The organism is Gracilimonas sediminicola (assembly GCF_024320785.1).
In the GTDB taxonomy this organism is placed as follows: Bacteria; Bacteroidota; Rhodothermia; order Balneolales; family Balneolaceae; genus Gracilimonas; species Gracilimonas sediminicola.
The window spans coordinates 634,404-650,238 of record NZ_JANDBC010000002.1 but is presented as its reverse complement, the minus strand read 5'-3'; the positions used below and the strand labels follow the sequence as shown (position 1 = coordinate 650,238).

Annotated in this window: 13 protein-coding genes; 1 reads left to right on the top strand and 12 read right to left on the bottom strand. The window is 46.8% G+C overall.

From position 1 onward, the window contains the following. Positions 1-18 precede the first annotated feature (18 nt). Positions 19-1,164: a glycosyltransferase family 4 protein gene (locus tag NM125_RS12695; protein ID WP_255135320.1), complete on the top strand. Its 1,146-nt coding sequence runs from the start codon at positions 19-21 to the stop codon at positions 1,162-1,164. On the opposite strand, the gene NM125_RS12690 is transcribed toward NM125_RS12695, so the two are convergent. The 12 genes from NM125_RS12690 to NM125_RS12635 form a co-directional block, all read right to left on the bottom strand. After that, positions 1,161-1,637, bottom strand: coding sequence for a nuclear transport factor 2 family protein (locus NM125_RS12690; RefSeq protein WP_255135319.1), 477 nt, complete (start codon positions 1,635-1,637; stop codon positions 1,161-1,163). The two genes, NM125_RS12695 and NM125_RS12690, sit on opposite strands and share 4 nt — an antisense overlap. 234 nt (positions 1,638-1,871) lie before the next feature. Further along, positions 1,872-3,200: a cell division protein FtsZ gene (gene ftsZ, locus NM125_RS12685; protein ID WP_255135318.1), complete on the bottom strand. Its 1,329-nt coding sequence runs from the start codon at positions 3,198-3,200 to the stop codon at positions 1,872-1,874. A 414-nt stretch (positions 3,201-3,614) separates the two neighbouring features. Beyond that, positions 3,615-4,874, bottom strand: a complete 1,260-nt coding sequence (gene ftsA / locus NM125_RS12680; protein WP_255135317.1) for a cell division protein FtsA — start codon at positions 4,872-4,874, stop codon at positions 3,615-3,617. After that, positions 4,861-5,166 (bottom strand): hypothetical protein, encoded by a 306-nt coding sequence (locus NM125_RS12675; protein ID WP_255135316.1) that lies wholly within the window; start codon positions 5,164-5,166, stop codon positions 4,861-4,863. Before NM125_RS12675 ends, ftsA begins: the two co-directional genes overlap by 14 nt. Then, positions 5,156-5,884 carry a cell division protein FtsQ/DivIB gene (locus NM125_RS12670; RefSeq protein ID WP_255135315.1) on the bottom strand — a complete coding sequence of 243 codons (729 nt, stop codon included), beginning with the start codon at positions 5,882-5,884 and terminating at the stop codon, positions 5,156-5,158. Before NM125_RS12670 ends, NM125_RS12675 begins: the two co-directional genes overlap by 11 nt. Then, a complete protein-coding gene (gene murC, locus NM125_RS12665) occupies positions 5,885-7,312 on the bottom strand; it encodes a UDP-N-acetylmuramate--L-alanine ligase (RefSeq protein ID WP_255135314.1) in 1,428 nt (475 codons plus the stop codon). Between the two features lie 10 nt (positions 7,313-7,322). After that, entirely contained in the window at positions 7,323-8,432 is a 1,110-nt protein-coding gene (murG, locus tag NM125_RS12660) for an undecaprenyldiphospho-muramoylpentapeptide beta-N-acetylglucosaminyltransferase (RefSeq protein ID WP_255135313.1), read from the bottom strand. Next, positions 8,425-9,615, bottom strand: coding sequence for an FtsW/RodA/SpoVE family cell cycle protein (locus tag NM125_RS12655; RefSeq protein ID WP_255135312.1), 1,191 nt, complete (start codon positions 9,613-9,615; stop codon positions 8,425-8,427). The genes murG and NM125_RS12655 overlap by 8 nt, the downstream gene beginning before the upstream one ends. Positions 9,616-9,712: 97 nt before the next feature. Then, on the bottom strand, positions 9,713-11,068 hold the full coding sequence (murD, locus tag NM125_RS12650; RefSeq protein ID WP_255135311.1) for a UDP-N-acetylmuramoyl-L-alanine--D-glutamate ligase: 1,356 nt from the start codon (positions 11,066-11,068) through the stop codon (positions 9,713-9,715). Further along, complete coding sequence (gene mraY, locus NM125_RS12645) at positions 11,065-12,201, bottom strand: phospho-N-acetylmuramoyl-pentapeptide-transferase (RefSeq protein WP_255135310.1); 1,137 nt, start codon at positions 12,199-12,201, stop codon at positions 11,065-11,067. Before mraY ends, murD begins: the two co-directional genes overlap by 4 nt. Continuing rightward, positions 12,201-13,661 (bottom strand): UDP-N-acetylmuramoyl-L-alanyl-D-glutamate--2,6-diaminopimelate ligase, encoded by a 1,461-nt coding sequence (locus NM125_RS12640; protein ID WP_255135308.1) that lies wholly within the window; start codon positions 13,659-13,661, stop codon positions 12,201-12,203. Before NM125_RS12640 ends, mraY begins: the two co-directional genes overlap by 1 nt. Continuing rightward, positions 13,662-15,833, bottom strand: coding sequence for a penicillin-binding transpeptidase domain-containing protein (locus NM125_RS12635; RefSeq protein WP_255135307.1), 2,172 nt, complete (start codon positions 15,831-15,833; stop codon positions 13,662-13,664). It lies immediately after the preceding gene. Between the last annotated feature and the right edge of the window lie 2 nt (positions 15,834-15,835).

Sequence of the window (15,835 nt, the reverse complement as noted above, 5' to 3'; positions counted from 1 at the left end):
TCATAAAAGATGATATAAATGAAAATAGGCTACATCACAAAGCAGCATCCTTCAAACCGAAAAGCATATTCCGGTACGCATTATTATATGTTCAAGGCGCTGGAGCAAAGCTTTGAAGAGGTAGTTCCATTCAGCCCTGTTGATTCCAACTATAAAATCATTCCGAAGGCAAAAGGCCGATTGCTTCGATTACTGACGGGTAAGGTGTACAAATACCAGTATGATATCGGGCTGGCCAAACGAATGGCTTCCATCATTGATCAAAAAATTGAGGACCATCAGCCCGATGCGCTGTTGGCCTCATTGATGAATCCGGAGATGGCGTATGTGAAATCGGATGTGCCTTTTTATCTGACCTCAGATGCTACTTCCGTTCTACTGAATGAAGTGTATGGCAGTCATTCCAACCTTCATCCGTTGAGCGTTAGAGAAGCCATGCATCTCGAAAAAAAGGCGTTTGAGAAAGCCACTAAACTTATTCTTCCCCTCCAATGGCTGGCCGATTCTGCGATGAAAGACTACGGGGTTCCATCATCCAAAATAGAAGTGATTCCCTACGGAGCTAATCTGGATACTGAAATTTCAGAAGATGAAGTGGGGCAACTACTTCAACACCGCCGGGAATCACCAATAATAAAGCTGCTCTTTGTAGGTATTCGCTGGGAAGAAAAGGGAGGCCCTTTTGCAGTGAAAGTGTTGCGCTCACTGTTAGAGAAAGGAATGAACGCCGAATTAAACATTGTAGGCAGTGAACCTGACATCCCCAACCAACCGGAAGGGATAAATGTGATCGGGTTCGTAGATAAGGAGACAGAAGAGGGCAGAATGCGTTTGGATCAGCTCTATAAAGACGCCACATTTTTTATTATGCCCACCCAGGCTGAGTGTGTGGGGATGTCGTTTATAGAAGCCGCCTCGTACGCATTACCGGCCATTGGTTCTGAAACCGGCGGCGTTCCCGAAGCCGTTATCGATGGTGAAACAGGATTTATATACAGATCTTCACACACCTCGGAAGAAGTGGCAGATTGGATCATAGCTGTCCGAAAAGATCGGCAGAGATACAGTAACTTATCTCAGCAAGCTTATGCCCGATATAAAAATCAGATGAATTGGGGGAATTGGAGTAGAAAAGTGAAAGATGTAATCACACTTCTCCACTAATCCTCCGAAGACTCCGCCATACGGGTAGCCTGCCAGACAACTGCCTTCCATAGACCATTTCTTTTCTCAAAGAATCCGCTGTTGAGGTAGTAACTTGTGTCCACACCCGATTCTGAAGGGCTTTCGGCTATTAATCGGAAAGTGAGGGCTGCCGTATTACCGAAAATTTTCACCTGAAGGTTGTCAAAAGAATAAGCAGGGCCCGCTGATTCTGCAGTATCCGATTCTGAATCCATCATCCCATCCATAATCACATCTTTCCCGTGGCGGGTGCCTGCCGAGCCGGTATATATCAGGTCTTCGGCCCAAAGCCGGTTGTGCATGTCGGGGTCATCTACATTTGTCAGGAACTCATCCAATAGCTCAGTCAAATCTGCTTTTTCCTGCTGGGGATTGATCCGTGAGCAACTGCTCAAAAAAACGATTAATATAAGTGCAAATAAGCCCGATAAACTGATATGTAGTTGTTTCATTATTAGATCATTTTGTTGGTAACTGGATGCCATTATAGTGTTTCAGAGTGAGACATGCAGTTGCAGTCTGTGTAATCCAAAAAACTGCGATTAAAAAAAGAAGCCCCGATCAAGAGGCTTCTTCTATTGTTAGCAATCTATAGCTTGAATGAAGCTATATTCCAGTAAAATTCAGTGGTTCACGGAGATACCATTCCCATGGCATCGGGGGCGAACCGGTTCAATGGCAACTCCTTAGTCCATGATTTTGCGGAGGAAAGCCGGCTGGTCGGTATCATCCTTGCGGATGCGTTCCGTGCGGCTTTGGAATGGCGCGATGTTATCCTGCGCTTCATTCTTTTGTTCCTCTTCTTCAGGGACTTCAATACTGTCTTCCTGCTTGCGCACGTTTAAATCGCGGCGCAGGTAAGACGGAGTGTCTAATTTTTTAAGGTTGTTTTCACCCTTGTAGTAATCACCGGTACCACGCTGAAAGCGCTTAGGTACATCGGGTTTCTTACTGTTGGTCTGCATGTTAGCCTGTGCATTTTCAGCCGCTTTATTCAGCGAGCCTTTATCATTGCTGGCTACTTTAGCTGTGGTTCGGTCTTCAGCGAGATCAAAACCGGTGGCAATAACCGTCACTCGGATATCATCACCGAAGTTCTCATCAAGTACCGTACCCAGAATGATTTCGGCATTTTCACCGGCTTCATCGTGTATGATGTTGGTAGCAGTCGTAGTTTCGCGCATTCCAAGGTTGGAGCCGGCCGAAATATTCACCAACACGTTGCGGGCTCCGCGAATGCTTACCCCATCTAATAACGGAGAGTTAATCGCAGCACGGGCGGCTTTCTCGGCACGGTCGGCACCTTCTGCAGTAGCCGATCCCATGATGGCAGCTCCACCGTCGCTCATAGTTGTGCGAACGTCAGCAAAGTCAAGGTTAATCAGACCCGGCATCAGGATAAGATCACTGATACCCCGCGTTGCGTTGTAGAGCACTTCGTTCGCCATCGCAAAGGCATCCATAAGGGAGGTGTTTTCGTCGGCGATATCGAGCAGTCGCTCATTTGGAATCACTATTACCGTATCGCAATTTTTCTTTAGTTCGGTGATGCCTTCCAGGGCATATTTCTTCCGAACTTTGCCCTCACATTCAAAAGGGGTGGTTACAATACCCACGGTAAGAATGCCACGGCGCTTGGCGATTCCGGCAACCACGGGAGCTCCCCCGGTTCCGGTTCCACCACCCATACCGGCCGTTACAAATACCATGTCGGCATTTTCGATAGATTCTTCGATTTCATGGCGGTTTTCTTCCACCGCTTCACGTCCGATTTCGGGACGTGCCCCGGCTCCAAGTCCATTGGTAAGGGCTGAGCCTACCTGAACCTTGATATCTGCCATGCTGTTCTTCAGGGCCTGTGCGTCGGTGTTCAGAGCGATATACTCCACACTTTCAAGGCCCATGTTTATCATATTGTTTATGGCGTTACCGCCACCGCCGCCAACGCCGATCACTTTGATCTTGGCGTTTTCCTGGCTCTGTTCGTCAAAAAAGAAACGTGAATTGTTAGCCATTGTTAACTCCTATTTGAGTTGTTGTATTTTACTGGATTGTTATTGTTGTAGATGATTGCTGCAGGAAACGAGTCGTCATTGCGAGAAATGAGCTTTGCGAATGCCGAAGCAATCTCCTTGACCCACTTGGGGATTTTTTAAAGGGAGATTGCGTCGTCGAAAGACTTTGGATATCAACCGTAAACATGGTTGGCTCCTCGCAATGACAATCTTTATTTACTTCTATTTCCATAGCGTTTTTGATTGCTGATTTTACTTCTAAAGCTTTTTGAAATCAGTCCGGGTAAACCTTCGAGGGTCCGATAGGTCCTCGAAGCGTTTACGGTGTTGAATTCGAAAGCGCAACGCTTCAAGGTCCGTAAGACGCTTAAAGGTTGCTTCGTTCGATATCTGATTTCTAAAATATTCATACTTCTAAAGCTCTTTGAACCAACTTTTCATGCGGTCGGTGATTTTCTGCATCACTTGTTCCACGTTGGTTCCTTTCGATGATGATGGCATCATCGTTTGATTGTTGGCAGTACCTGAACGAAGAGCGTGCATCACCAGGCCTACGCCGGTAGCGTAAATCGGGCTGTTTACTTCTTCTTTCAGTCCGCCTGTAATGCCTAATGGAATTCCCACTTTGGCATCCAGTCCTAATATTTCGTTTGCAAGGGGACATACATTCTTCACAAGCGACCCGCCGCCGGTAATAACGACGCCGGCACTCATGGAGTCGGCATATCCGCTGCGCTTAATTTCAATTCCCACGATTTCCAGGATCTCTTCCATCCGAGCCTGAACAATCTTGGCGAGAATACTCTTTGTGATTTCCTTTGGAGGACGTCCCGCAATGCCGGGTACCGTTATGACTTCATCCTCTTCGATCAGATCAGCATAACTTTCGCCGTGCTTCCGTTTCAGGGTTTCGGCCTGATCGTCAAGCACGCTGAGCCCGAGGCGAATGTCGTCGGTTACTTTTTGCCCGGCAATGGCAATTACGGCCGTATGGCGGATCGTGTTATCCTGGAAGATGGCCACGTCGGTAGTTCCACCTCCGATATCCACCAGCACCACACCGGCTTCTTTTTCCTCTTCGTCTAACACGGAGTAGGAGGAAGCCAGTGGTTCTAAAATGATGTCGGCAACCTGGTATCCGGCGCGTTCCACACAGCGATATATATTTTTGGCCGCAGATACCAGTCCGGTTATGATGTGAACTTCGGCTTCCATGCGCATGCCGCTCATTCCTACCGGATCACTGATTCCATCCTGCCCATCCACTACGAACTCCTGTGGAATTACGTGCAGAATCTGCTGGTCAGTCGGAAGCATGATGCGCTGGCAGTCTTCAAGAAGGCGCTCTACATCTTTAGCTGTAATTTCGTTGTCTTTGTTGTTGATGGTGATCACGCCTTTGCTGCGCATACTGCGGATATGATCGCCGGCAATACCCACATTCACCGAGTTTACCTGTATGCCGGAAGCCAGTTCTGCCTGGGCAATGGCATCTTTGATGGCATTTACGGTTTTATCGATGTTCACCACCACGCCACGGTTCAGGCCATCGCTTTGAGCTTTGCCCACCCCGAGGATGTGAATCCGTTCCTGTTCATCGATTGAAGCTACGATTGCGCAAATTTTGGTGGTCCCGATATCGAGACCTACCATAATGTTTTCATGTTCTTCCATGACGATCCGCTGTGTTTTTGTTGATTGCTAATTTTCTTTTCTGGGTTGATGGCGAAGCCAAGTCAGAGTAAAAGTCTGAGACAGAATCTTTTTTAAGTAATCCTTTATCCGGTTCCGTTAGCAGTGTATTCAAAAGACTTCCTGCCTGCTTTATCCGTTCCGCCCGTTCTGCTTGTTTCATTTGTCCACCTCGTTCCGTACGCTCTGCGTCGGAACGATTGGATGATTCTTCTTTCAGCATAGAATATCCCTGAACATCGGCGAACGATATGTGATTGAAATCAAATTTCACGGGTCACCACCTGATTTGTAAACCGGAGATCAACTTGTCGCATCGATTGAATTCCTTTCACCTTAATTACATCCGTATAAAAGGCTTTCCAGTTCTCCAGTTTGGTTTGAAAGTCATTTCGGCCAAACAGCAGCTTCACTCCATTTTCATGACTTAAAGCTACCACGCCGTCGGTTTCATCATATACCACCTCGCTGATGGTAGTCCATCCAAAGCCATCTATTTTGGCTCGCATCAAAAAGTCTCGTACCTGTACAAATTCTTCTGTTTTGATTGTATCACCAGATGTTGCGCTGTATCCATACAAAAGCGGAACATCCTGCGTTTTTCCATCCAGTATAGGCAAACGTACGCCTTCGGCATCCACATACAACCGGTCGGAACCATTCACCAAAAGGGCAATGGGCTGTCGTTCTGCTACAGTGAGCCGCAAATCACCGCTTGGTTCGATATAGGGTTTCACCGAGCGTACGTAATCCAATTTTTCTACCCGCTGAACAACTGCATCCAGGTTCAAACTGTCCGGCTTAATGCCCATTGGAATATCCGCGGCTTGCTTCACCTGCTCATAGTCGGTGTAGTACAAGCTGTTTACCTGCACATCCTGCACGGTCACATTCCTGTTCCAGTAGAGCGCAGCAAGCACAGCAATTCCCGTTACCATCAATACGGTGGTAATCCAGGGGAGCAGGCTTTTATTTGAACCTTGGTTGTTCAACTACTTGGCTTTTGGTTTGAATTTTCCTGATTTCAATGCTTCCACGAACTCTTCGCCAAAGCGGTAAATATCTCCGGCACCCATCGTGATGATGATGTCGCCGGGTTCTGCAATTTCTTTCAGAGTTTTGGTGACGTCCTCTTTATTCTCCACGTACATTACATTCTTGTGGCCATACTGTTCAGCGGTATCCGCAATCAATTTCCCGGTTACACCTTCAATAGGCTTTTCGCGGGAGGGATACACATCGGTCACAATCAGCATCTCCGCATCAAAGAACGAGAGCCCAAATTCCTTGTATAAATCCTGGGTACGTGAGTACAAGTGCGGCTGAAAAACAGCAACTACCCGGCGATCGGGCCAGCCTTTGTTTGCCGCCTGTAAGGTTGCATGAACTTCGGTGGGGTGGTGGGCATAATCATCAATTACCATACAGCCATTGTCATACTTCAGTTGGAAGCGACGGAATACACCTTCATATCGCTCCAATCCTTTTTTAATCAGCTTAAAATCAATATCGAGCTCTAAACCGGTTGCGATAGCAGCAAGGGCATTTTTCACATTATGCTCGCCGGGAGCTTTCAGTGTGACCACTCCAAGTTTTTCGTCTTCCCAGATCACAGAAAACGTACTGGTAAAAGCATCAGAACGGATATCGGTGGCACGAAGCTGAGCTTGGGGTGTTAGCCCATAAGTGATAACCCGTTTTTCAAGTTCGGGTAATATACTTCGGACATTTGGATCATCCAGGCAAACGATTATAGCTCCATAGAACGGTACTTTGTTGGCGTATTCAATGAACGCCTGCTTCACATCTTCGAGGTCGTCATAGATGTCGAGATGCTCGGCTTCAATATTTGTGATAATGGCCAGAGAAGGAGAGAGGCGGAGGAAGGTGCGGTCAAACTCATCAGCTTCTACAACAATTAAGTCTCCTTTACCTACCACAGCGTTGGTTTTGTCGAAACTGTGTACTTTGCCACCTACAATAATGGTCGGATCGTAATTTCCATCCTGGGTTACATGGCCCACCATAGTGGTGGTTGTAGTTTTGCCATGGGTGCCGGCTACGCCAATGCCGAATTTCATTTTCATCAGCTCGGCCAGCATTTCCGCCCGTTTGATGGTCGGGATACGCTCTTCAATAGCCGCTTTGGTTTCTACATTCTCATCGGCTTTAACGGCGCTGGTGTAAACAACTACGTCTGCCCCTTCAATGTATTCAGCCTTATGGCCTTTGTGAACCGTAGCGCCGAGTTCCTGCAGGCGCTTGGTGGTTTCGGTTACCGCACCGTCCGAGCCGGTTACTTTATATCCGCGCTGCAACAATATTTCGGCCATCCCGCTCATACCAATGCCACCTATACCCACCATGTGGATATGTTTTGTGCGGCCAAATACGGGTTGTGTTTCGATGCGTTTTTCCACTACTGCGTTCTTATAACTTCGATTTTGCGATTTCTAATATTTCCTTGGCAATCAGCTTGGCGGCATCGGGTTTTGCTAAATTCAATGCAGCCTGATTCATGCGTTTCAGGTTTTCCTGATCAAAGATTAATTGCTCCACCAGTTCTGTCATGGTCTCTTTCATAGCAGTATCCTCCAACAGTTTAGATGCACCTGCATCCACCATTGCTTTAGCGTTTTGTGTCTGGTGATCTCCTGCAACATTAGGAGAGGGGACCAATACACTTGGTTTTCCCGTTAGCATTAACTCCGAGCAGGAACTTGCACCCGCACGGCTTATTACCAAATCTGCAGCCGCGTATGCTTCCGCCATATTATCGAGGAAGGCCGTGAGCCGCAGGTTTTCTAATTCTTTTTCATTGACTTCGGTAGAGAGCTCGTCATAATATCGGGCTCCGCATTGCCAGATAACCTGTAATCCGGCACTGTTATGAAGCTGCTCGATATTGGCTTTCATCGCCTCGTTTATGGTTTTAGCTCCACCGCTTCCACCCATCACTAACAACACCGGCTTGCTCTCATCAAACCCAAAAGACTGTAATGCTTTTGATCTGTCAGCTCCGGTTAAAGTGGCACGGGTTGGGTTTCCGGTAATCTCCGTTTTATCCTCGGGTAGATATCGATCCGCCTCTTTAAAGGCCGTAAATATCTTAGTTGCGAACTTCGCCAGCAGCCGGTTAGTGACTCCAGGGAAGCTGTTCTGCTCCTGAATCACAATAGGAATACCTTTTTTGCCGGCTACCCATCCAACAGGACCGGCTACATATCCTCCACAGGAAACCACCACATGCGGTTTATAGCTCGACAATATTCTAAGGCTTTGTACAATACTGGTCATCAGTTTCACCGGAAATAGTAAATTCTTGAGGGTGAACCGACGGTGGAAACCACTGATCCATACATTTCTGATATCATAGCCTGCTTTGGGAACAGCCTGCCATTCCATATGGTCTCTGGTTCCAACAAACAGGATTTCCGTTTCAGCTTGCTCTTTCTTCAGAGCATCTGCAATAGCAATAGCCGGATATACGTGTCCGCCTGTTCCGCCGGCAGCTAATAAAATGCGTGGGTTCTTATCCATAGAACAAGGTCCTCCGGTCCCGGTTATGTTTCGAGATGTTGAGGAGGATGCCCACCATCAGGCCGGCAAAAAGCATGCTGGTTCCGCCATAGCTTACAAAAGGCATGGGGAGTCCCGTTACCGGAAGGATGCCACTGGCAACCCCGGCGTTTACAAATCCATAAAAAACAATAGTGAGCGTACAGGCCACGGCCAAAAGAGAACCCAGGTGGTCTTCCGCATTCCGGGCGATGAACACGATGCCCCGGAATAAAATCAGTGTGAAAATAAAAATGAGTGACATCGCACCGATCAGTCCATATTCCTCGGCGATAATCGCAAAAATAAAATCGTTGTATGGGGCAGGGAGAAAGTCGCGTTGTGAGCTTTTCCCAATACCAACGCCCATAAGTTCACCTTTGGCAATAGCGATATGAGCCTGTTGTGCCTGGTATCCACTGCCTTGGATGATGTGCTCGCTTGGAATCTCTTTAATCTGATTCAGGTACTGTTCAATTCTATCCTGACGGTTTGTGGATTGGCCAAGCAGTAAGGCTCCACCCAAAATCCCAATGGCAACCAGGGAGCCCAGTTGAATTACGCTTACTCTGCCTACAAACATAATGACCAGGCAAATCCCCATCAGGATGGCTGCACTACTGAAGTCTTCGATACCAATAAGCCCACAGGTCAGAATCACCCAAAACATGATGGGGAGGAAGGTCTTTTTGAAATCCTTGATGTATTCCTGCTTCTCACTTAGCAGCACACAAACGTGAATCATAAGGGCCACGGTGGCAACCATCGACGGCTGGAAAGAAAATCCGCCTACATTCAGCCAGCGCTTGGCTCCAAACTGTTCGGTTCCAAATGCAAGAACAGCCAGTAAAAGAAGCAAACTTATAACCATACCGACCCGGCTGAATTTGGCAATGGTGTGATAATTCATCTTTGAGGCAATCAGCATTACAAAGAATGCGATCCCAAGCTTCACCAGGTGGCCAACAATCAAAGTTCCGGCCGTGGTAGATTTGGTTTCCGCAAAAAATGCGATAGACGAATACACCGCCAGCATCCCGAACGTCATCAGGATCACAACCGACATCAACAGGTACCGATCGCTGCCTTGCTTGCGCGTATCGATATCTTCAGCAGAAGTGCCGATGATGTTGGAAATATTGCTATGTGGACTCGTGTATATCATGTTTTATTTAAAGTGACAAAGTGTTGGAGTGACAGAGTTACAAAGTGTGTACTTAAACACACTTTGTAACTCTGTCACTATGTTACTTTGCATCCATTCACAGTTTATTCACTTCTTCTTTAAAAATTTTGCCGCGATGTTCGTAGCTGTCAAACATATCAAAAGAGGCGCAGGCCGGACTTAAAAGCACGACTTCACCCCGTTTAGCTACTTTCTTTGCAGCCCTTACAGCACCGCCCATGGTTTCCACCCGAACAAAGTTGGGAGCTACTTTCCCAAGCTGTTTCTCAATCCGGTCTTTGGATTCGCCAATTGCAATGATGGTGTGAACTTTCTCGCGGATTTGAGCTTCCAGCTCGCTGTAATCATTCCCTTTGTCGCGGCCACCTAAAATCAGCGTAACCGGCACGTGAAAACTGTCTAAAGCAAACCAAACCGCATTTACATTGGTCGCTTTACTATCATTTATATACTTCACGCCATCAACTTCGCGGGCCAGTTCCAGGCGATGCTCCACACCGGTGAAGCTTTTCAGGCTCTCGCGTATCGCCTCATTCTTAATTTCAGCCGCACGAGCTGCCAATGCGGTGGCAAGTCCATTACTTAAATTGTGCTTGCCACGTAGTCCTATTTCTTCTACTGACATAAGGGATTCTTCTTTGTTGTTGAATTTGAAGATGATTTGATTGTCGCGAACAAAGGCTCCTTCAGGTACTTCCCGCTTGTTGGAGAACGCCCATAATTGTGGAGCCGATTGTTTTTGCTTTAGCTGTTCAACATGTTTTTGGATGATGGGGTCATCGTAATTGAAGATGAACCGGTCATCCCCCGTCTGATTTTCTGTAATTCTGAATTTTGCAGCAGCATATGCCTCAAGGCTGTGCTGGTAGCGGTTCAGATGATCAGGAGTGATGTTCAGAATCAAGCTCACAGCCGGTTTAAAATCTTTAATATGATCGAGCTGAAAGCTGCTCACTTCCAGCAGGAAATCACCTTTATTCCTGTCAATTTCATCTGAAAAGGCCACACCGATGTTTCCGGCGAGGGCGTGTTTCCGCTTGGCGGTCTTCCATACATGATCAAGCCAGTTAGCAACCGTCGTTTTTCCATTACTTCCGGTTACGGCAATGATGTTTTGATCAGTGAACCATCCGGCAACTTCAATTTCAGAAAACACTTCCTTGCCTTCATTCAGGTAATACTGAACAATAGGAGCTTCCGTTGGCACGCCCGGACTTACTACGGCAAAATCACCTTGTTTTGCTTTGTCTGTGTGTCCGTTTTCTTCAAAAGGAATTCCGGCTGACTCCAACTTCTTCTTCGCATCTTCCGAGATGGTTCCGTAATCAGACACAAAAATATCCGCTCCCTTTTTATGAAGGAGGAGAGCAGCGGCAATACCACTACGGGCAGCGCCAATCACAACGATATGTTGGTCTTTCACTTCTCTCATCGGATTTTGAGCGTTAACAGGCTTAGAATTCCCAATAAAACAGTGATGATCCAGAATCGGACTACGATTTTCTGTTCAGGCCACCCTTTCTTTTCATAATGATGGTGGATGGGCGTCATAAGAAAAACACGCCGGCCTTCACCATACTTTCTTTTGGTGTATTTGAACCAGGTTGTTTGAACAATCACCGAAAGCGTTTCAATAAAAAAGATTCCACAAATGAAGGGGAGCAGAAGTTCTTTGTGCAGCATCAAAGCCACGGCTCCAAAGGCTCCGCCTAATGCGAGTGAACCGGTATCTCCCATAAAAACCGAGGCCGGATTCGTGTTATACCACAGAAAACCGATACAGGCTCCAATCAGTGAAGCCGCAAAAATGGTGAGCTCACCGGCTCCCGGCAGGTACATAATGTCGAGGAATCCGGAGAAGTCAACCCGGCCGGACACGTAGGCAAAAATGGCGAATACAATCCCACAAATGGCGGATGTTCCGGCAGCAAGTCCGTCTAAACCATCCGTTAAGTTGGTTGCGTTGCTCACGGCTGTAATCACAAAAACAGCCACCCCGAGATAAATCATCCAGCCTAAAGTTTCACCGAAATAGGCGTAATCAATGTTTACATTCTTTAGAAAAGGAACCGTTGAAAGGGAATTAAAGGTCTCAAAATCAGGATGGAAGTACAGTACGGCACCCACAACCAGACCAACAATTACCTGACCGGCAATTTTAAACCATCCAGCGAGTCCGCTTTTATCCTTTTTCACCACTTTGATGTAATCATCAATAAAGCCAACGATTCCCAAGGCCAGGACTACGAATACAATCAGCCAGCTGTAGATGCTTTCCATCTTCATCCACAAAAGGGCAGGAATAACGATTGCCAGGATAATAATGACACCGCCCATGGTTGGCGTTTCGCCTTTGGCGAGGTGGCTGTCTAATCCAATGTCGTCCCGAATCACTTCCCGCAGCTGAAGTTTACTCAGCCAGTGAATGATTTTCTTACCAACAAACAGGCTGATCAGCAAGGAAGTAACGGCAGCCAGCGCTGTTCGGGTAGAAATGAAAGCGACGGCTCCGGTACCGGGAACGTCATAAGTAGCATCAAGCCAGGTAAAAAGTTCGTGCAGCATCAGTTTCCTCCCCCGGCTTTTTGTGTTAAAGATTCGCGGGCAATTTCCCGGTCGTCAAAGTGATGGCGCTTGCCATCTACTTCCTGATAATCCTCATGGCCTTTTCCGGCAATCAGGATAATTTCATTTCCGTTTGCATCTGCAATCGCTTGTTGAATCGCTTGTCTTCGATCGGTAATGCTTTTCACGTTATCAAGCACTTCAAATCCGTCCAGTATATCTGCGATAATTAAATCAGGATTTTCTGTGCGGGGATTGTCACTGGTTACAATAATTTTGTCAGCAAACTCAGCCGCTGCTTTGGCCATTTTCGGGCGTTTGCTTGAATCCCGATCTCCACCGGCGCCAAATATCACAGTCAGAGTTTGGTTAGCTTCTTTCACAGAAGAAAGGGTAGAACAAACGTTTTCAAGGGCATCCGGGGTGTGGGCATAATCCACTATAACGATGGGGAGGTTATCTCCTTCAACAGTAACCGGCTCCATACGTCCGGCGGCCCCTTTAGCATTACTTAATGCGGCTGCAATATCTTTGGCATCCAGGCCCAGTGCCCGGCAAATGAGAAATGCTTCACCTACATTATAGGCGTTAAAGGTTCCTATAAGCGGACTCTCAATTTTTTCCTCATTCACCACAATGGTAATTCCATCAGAAGAATTTTTCAGGATATGAGCCGATTCATTATCAAAGCTGAGTAATGATTTCCCGGCTTTGCAATCCTTCAGCATAAACTCTCCCTGCACATCATCAGCGTTTATGACAGCGGTTGAGGATTCGGGGAGATTGTCGAATAAAATCTTTTTGGCCTTTGCGTATTCATCCAGGTTTTCATGATAATCAAGATGATCCTGGCTGAGATTCGTGAAAGCAGCTACTTCAAAATCAATTCCGGCCACCCGGTCCTGATCTAAAGCATGAGATGAAACTTCCATAACCAGGTAATCAGAACCGGCTTCTACCATGGTCTTCATGTCATTGGCAAGTTCAATAGGGTCGGAAGTGGTAAGCTTGCTGTCGAGTACTTCTTCTAAAATTCGTTTACTTACCGTTCCAAGGAGCGAGGCTTTTTCACCACAGGCGCATAAAACCTGGTACACCAGGGTTGCGGTAGTGGTCTTGCCGTTTGTTCCGGTAATGCCAATCACTTTGAGTTGTTCTGCCGGGTTCCCCGCAAAAGCCTGGGCAATAGGTCCGGCCAGTTTCTGTGTGTTTTCAACTTCAATCACACATACATCAGCTTCAGTGTAGTAGGATTCCTCACAGATAATAACCTTGGCTCCACGGCCGATGGCATCTTCCAAAAACATATGCCCGTCAACCTGTGTGCCGCGAATGGCGATAAAGACTGTACCTTCCTTCACCTCACGGGAATCGATGGCGAACGTAGTTATCTCACCATCAAAATCTTTATTTGTGACGTGCAGCGGGTTACAAATTTCTATGAGTTTATCTATCGTCAATTATCGCTTTTCAGTTTGAGTGAGTAATTCCAGTGATTTCGCTTTACCGCGAATCGTTACGCTGTATCCTTTTCGAAGGAGTTCTCCCTTTTTGGGATACTGTGCAAATACGGTTCCTGAGCCAATGATCTCGGTTTCGAGTCCACGCTCGGTAAGCAGGTTGGTGGCCTGACGCATGTTCATGCCAATCAGGTTGGGAATCTCAGCATATCCGTCTTTCACTTTTGCACTGTCAGAAGCCGCATAAGTTTCCGAAAGCGTTAAAGAAATTTCTTGTCCAATGTTAATTTGAGTGCCTGCTTCAGGAGTTTGCTTCGTGATATAGCCGGCTTTACCATTTACTTCATAAGGAATGTTCAACCCGGTAAGTAATTCAATAGCTTGTTTCTTTTTAAGTCCTTTCAAAAACGGAACCTGCACAAAATTTGGATTCTGCTCTTCACCAACTTTCATATTCTGCTGAATGTTGTTATCCAGTCCCGCAATTCGCTTAGCCACATTTTGGAAAATAGGTGCAGCGGTAAATCCTCCATAACCACTTGTTCGGGGTTCATCCAAAAGAATCAGGCATACATACTGTGGATCTTCAACCGGGAAGAAGCCTACAAATGAGCCCCGATAGTTATTGGTGTACCGGCCATTAACCACTTTCTTGGCGGTTCCGGTTTTCCCGGCTATTCTCAGCCCGTTCACCTGGGCGAGGTCACCCGTTCCGGAATCAGCAACTACACTTTCAAAAATAGGATACAGTTTGTCTAAGGTAGATTTCTTAGCAATTCGGCGGATTTCTACCGGTTCGTGTTCAGAAACAACTTCCCCGTTTTTGTCCTCAATTCGCTCTACCAGGTAAGGCCGCATCATCTTTCCGTTGTTTGCAAAAGCCGCATAAGCCTGTGCGATTTGCAGCGGAGTGGTTTGGATTTCATATCCGTGCGACATCCAGGGCAGCGTTACCAAACTCCATTCGTAAGGTTTTGCAAGCCTTCCCTCCACTTCACCAATCAGGTCAATGTTGGTGCTGGAGCCAAAACCCATATTTCGGGCATACTGGTAAAAGACTTCCTTGTCCATCCGCATGGCAATTTCTGCCGTTGCTACGTTGGATGATTTCTGGATAACCTCTTTAAAGGTAAGGTCGCCCAGCGGATCATGATCTCTTAGTACAAGATCATGTATTACAACTTCACCGTCATCGGGCGTCTCAAAAACTTCATTAAAATCAACCACACCTTGTTCTACAGCAGCAATGGCTGTAACCAGTTTGAAGGTAGAACCGGGCTCGATCATGTCAGAAATAGCAAAGTTCCGGCGGTTTTCTTCATTGTTACTCCCGGGATAGTTGGGATCAAATGTTGGATAATTTGCCAGGGCTTTAATGGCTCCGGTTTTAGGATCCAGGATGATGCCCGTCCCGTAATTGGCAAGATGCTTATCTACGCCGGCCTTTAGTTCATCTTCGAGGATGGCCTGCAGGTAGGCATCAATGGTGGTATGTAATGAGTATCCGTTGCGGGGAAGTTTTTTGGGTGCCCCAACATATTCGAAAATCCGGTTAAAGGGATCGCGGCGTACCTGGCGGACACCATCTTCTCCTTTTAATTCCTCATTATAATAGGCCTCCAGTCCAATTCGTCCGTTGGTTTCATGATTCACAAACCCTAACGTATGAGCCGCAAGCGTACCGAAGGTATATTTACGCCGGTAGTTTTCTTCCAGTATAACGCCATCAATATCCAGAGCTTTGATCTGATCTTTGGCTAATACCGATAAGTTGGTTTCAAGAACGATGTAGCGGGAGCGGGCAGGTGCTGAATTTATTTTTGTTCTGTAAAAAGAGTCACTCTTTTTGGTTAAAGCGGATAGTTTGGTGATCAGCTGCTCAACCTGCTCTTTGGGTACGCCGGCTTTCCCGTTTACCGTTACTTTAGGGTCAAAAGCCAGTTTGTAGTCCACGGCATTGGTTGCCAGCAGGGTGCCATTGGCATCATAGATGTTGCCGCGCTGGGCAGGTATCGGGATCTGATCCACGGCTTGCTTGCTCCAGAGTTCGCGCAATTCTTCTCCTTCCACATAATTAATGCGAATGAGCTGGAAACCCAAGGCGCAGGGGATGAGGAGTATCAACCCAAGAACGATAAACATTCGGCTTAATATGGCAGTGCGTTCATCCATCA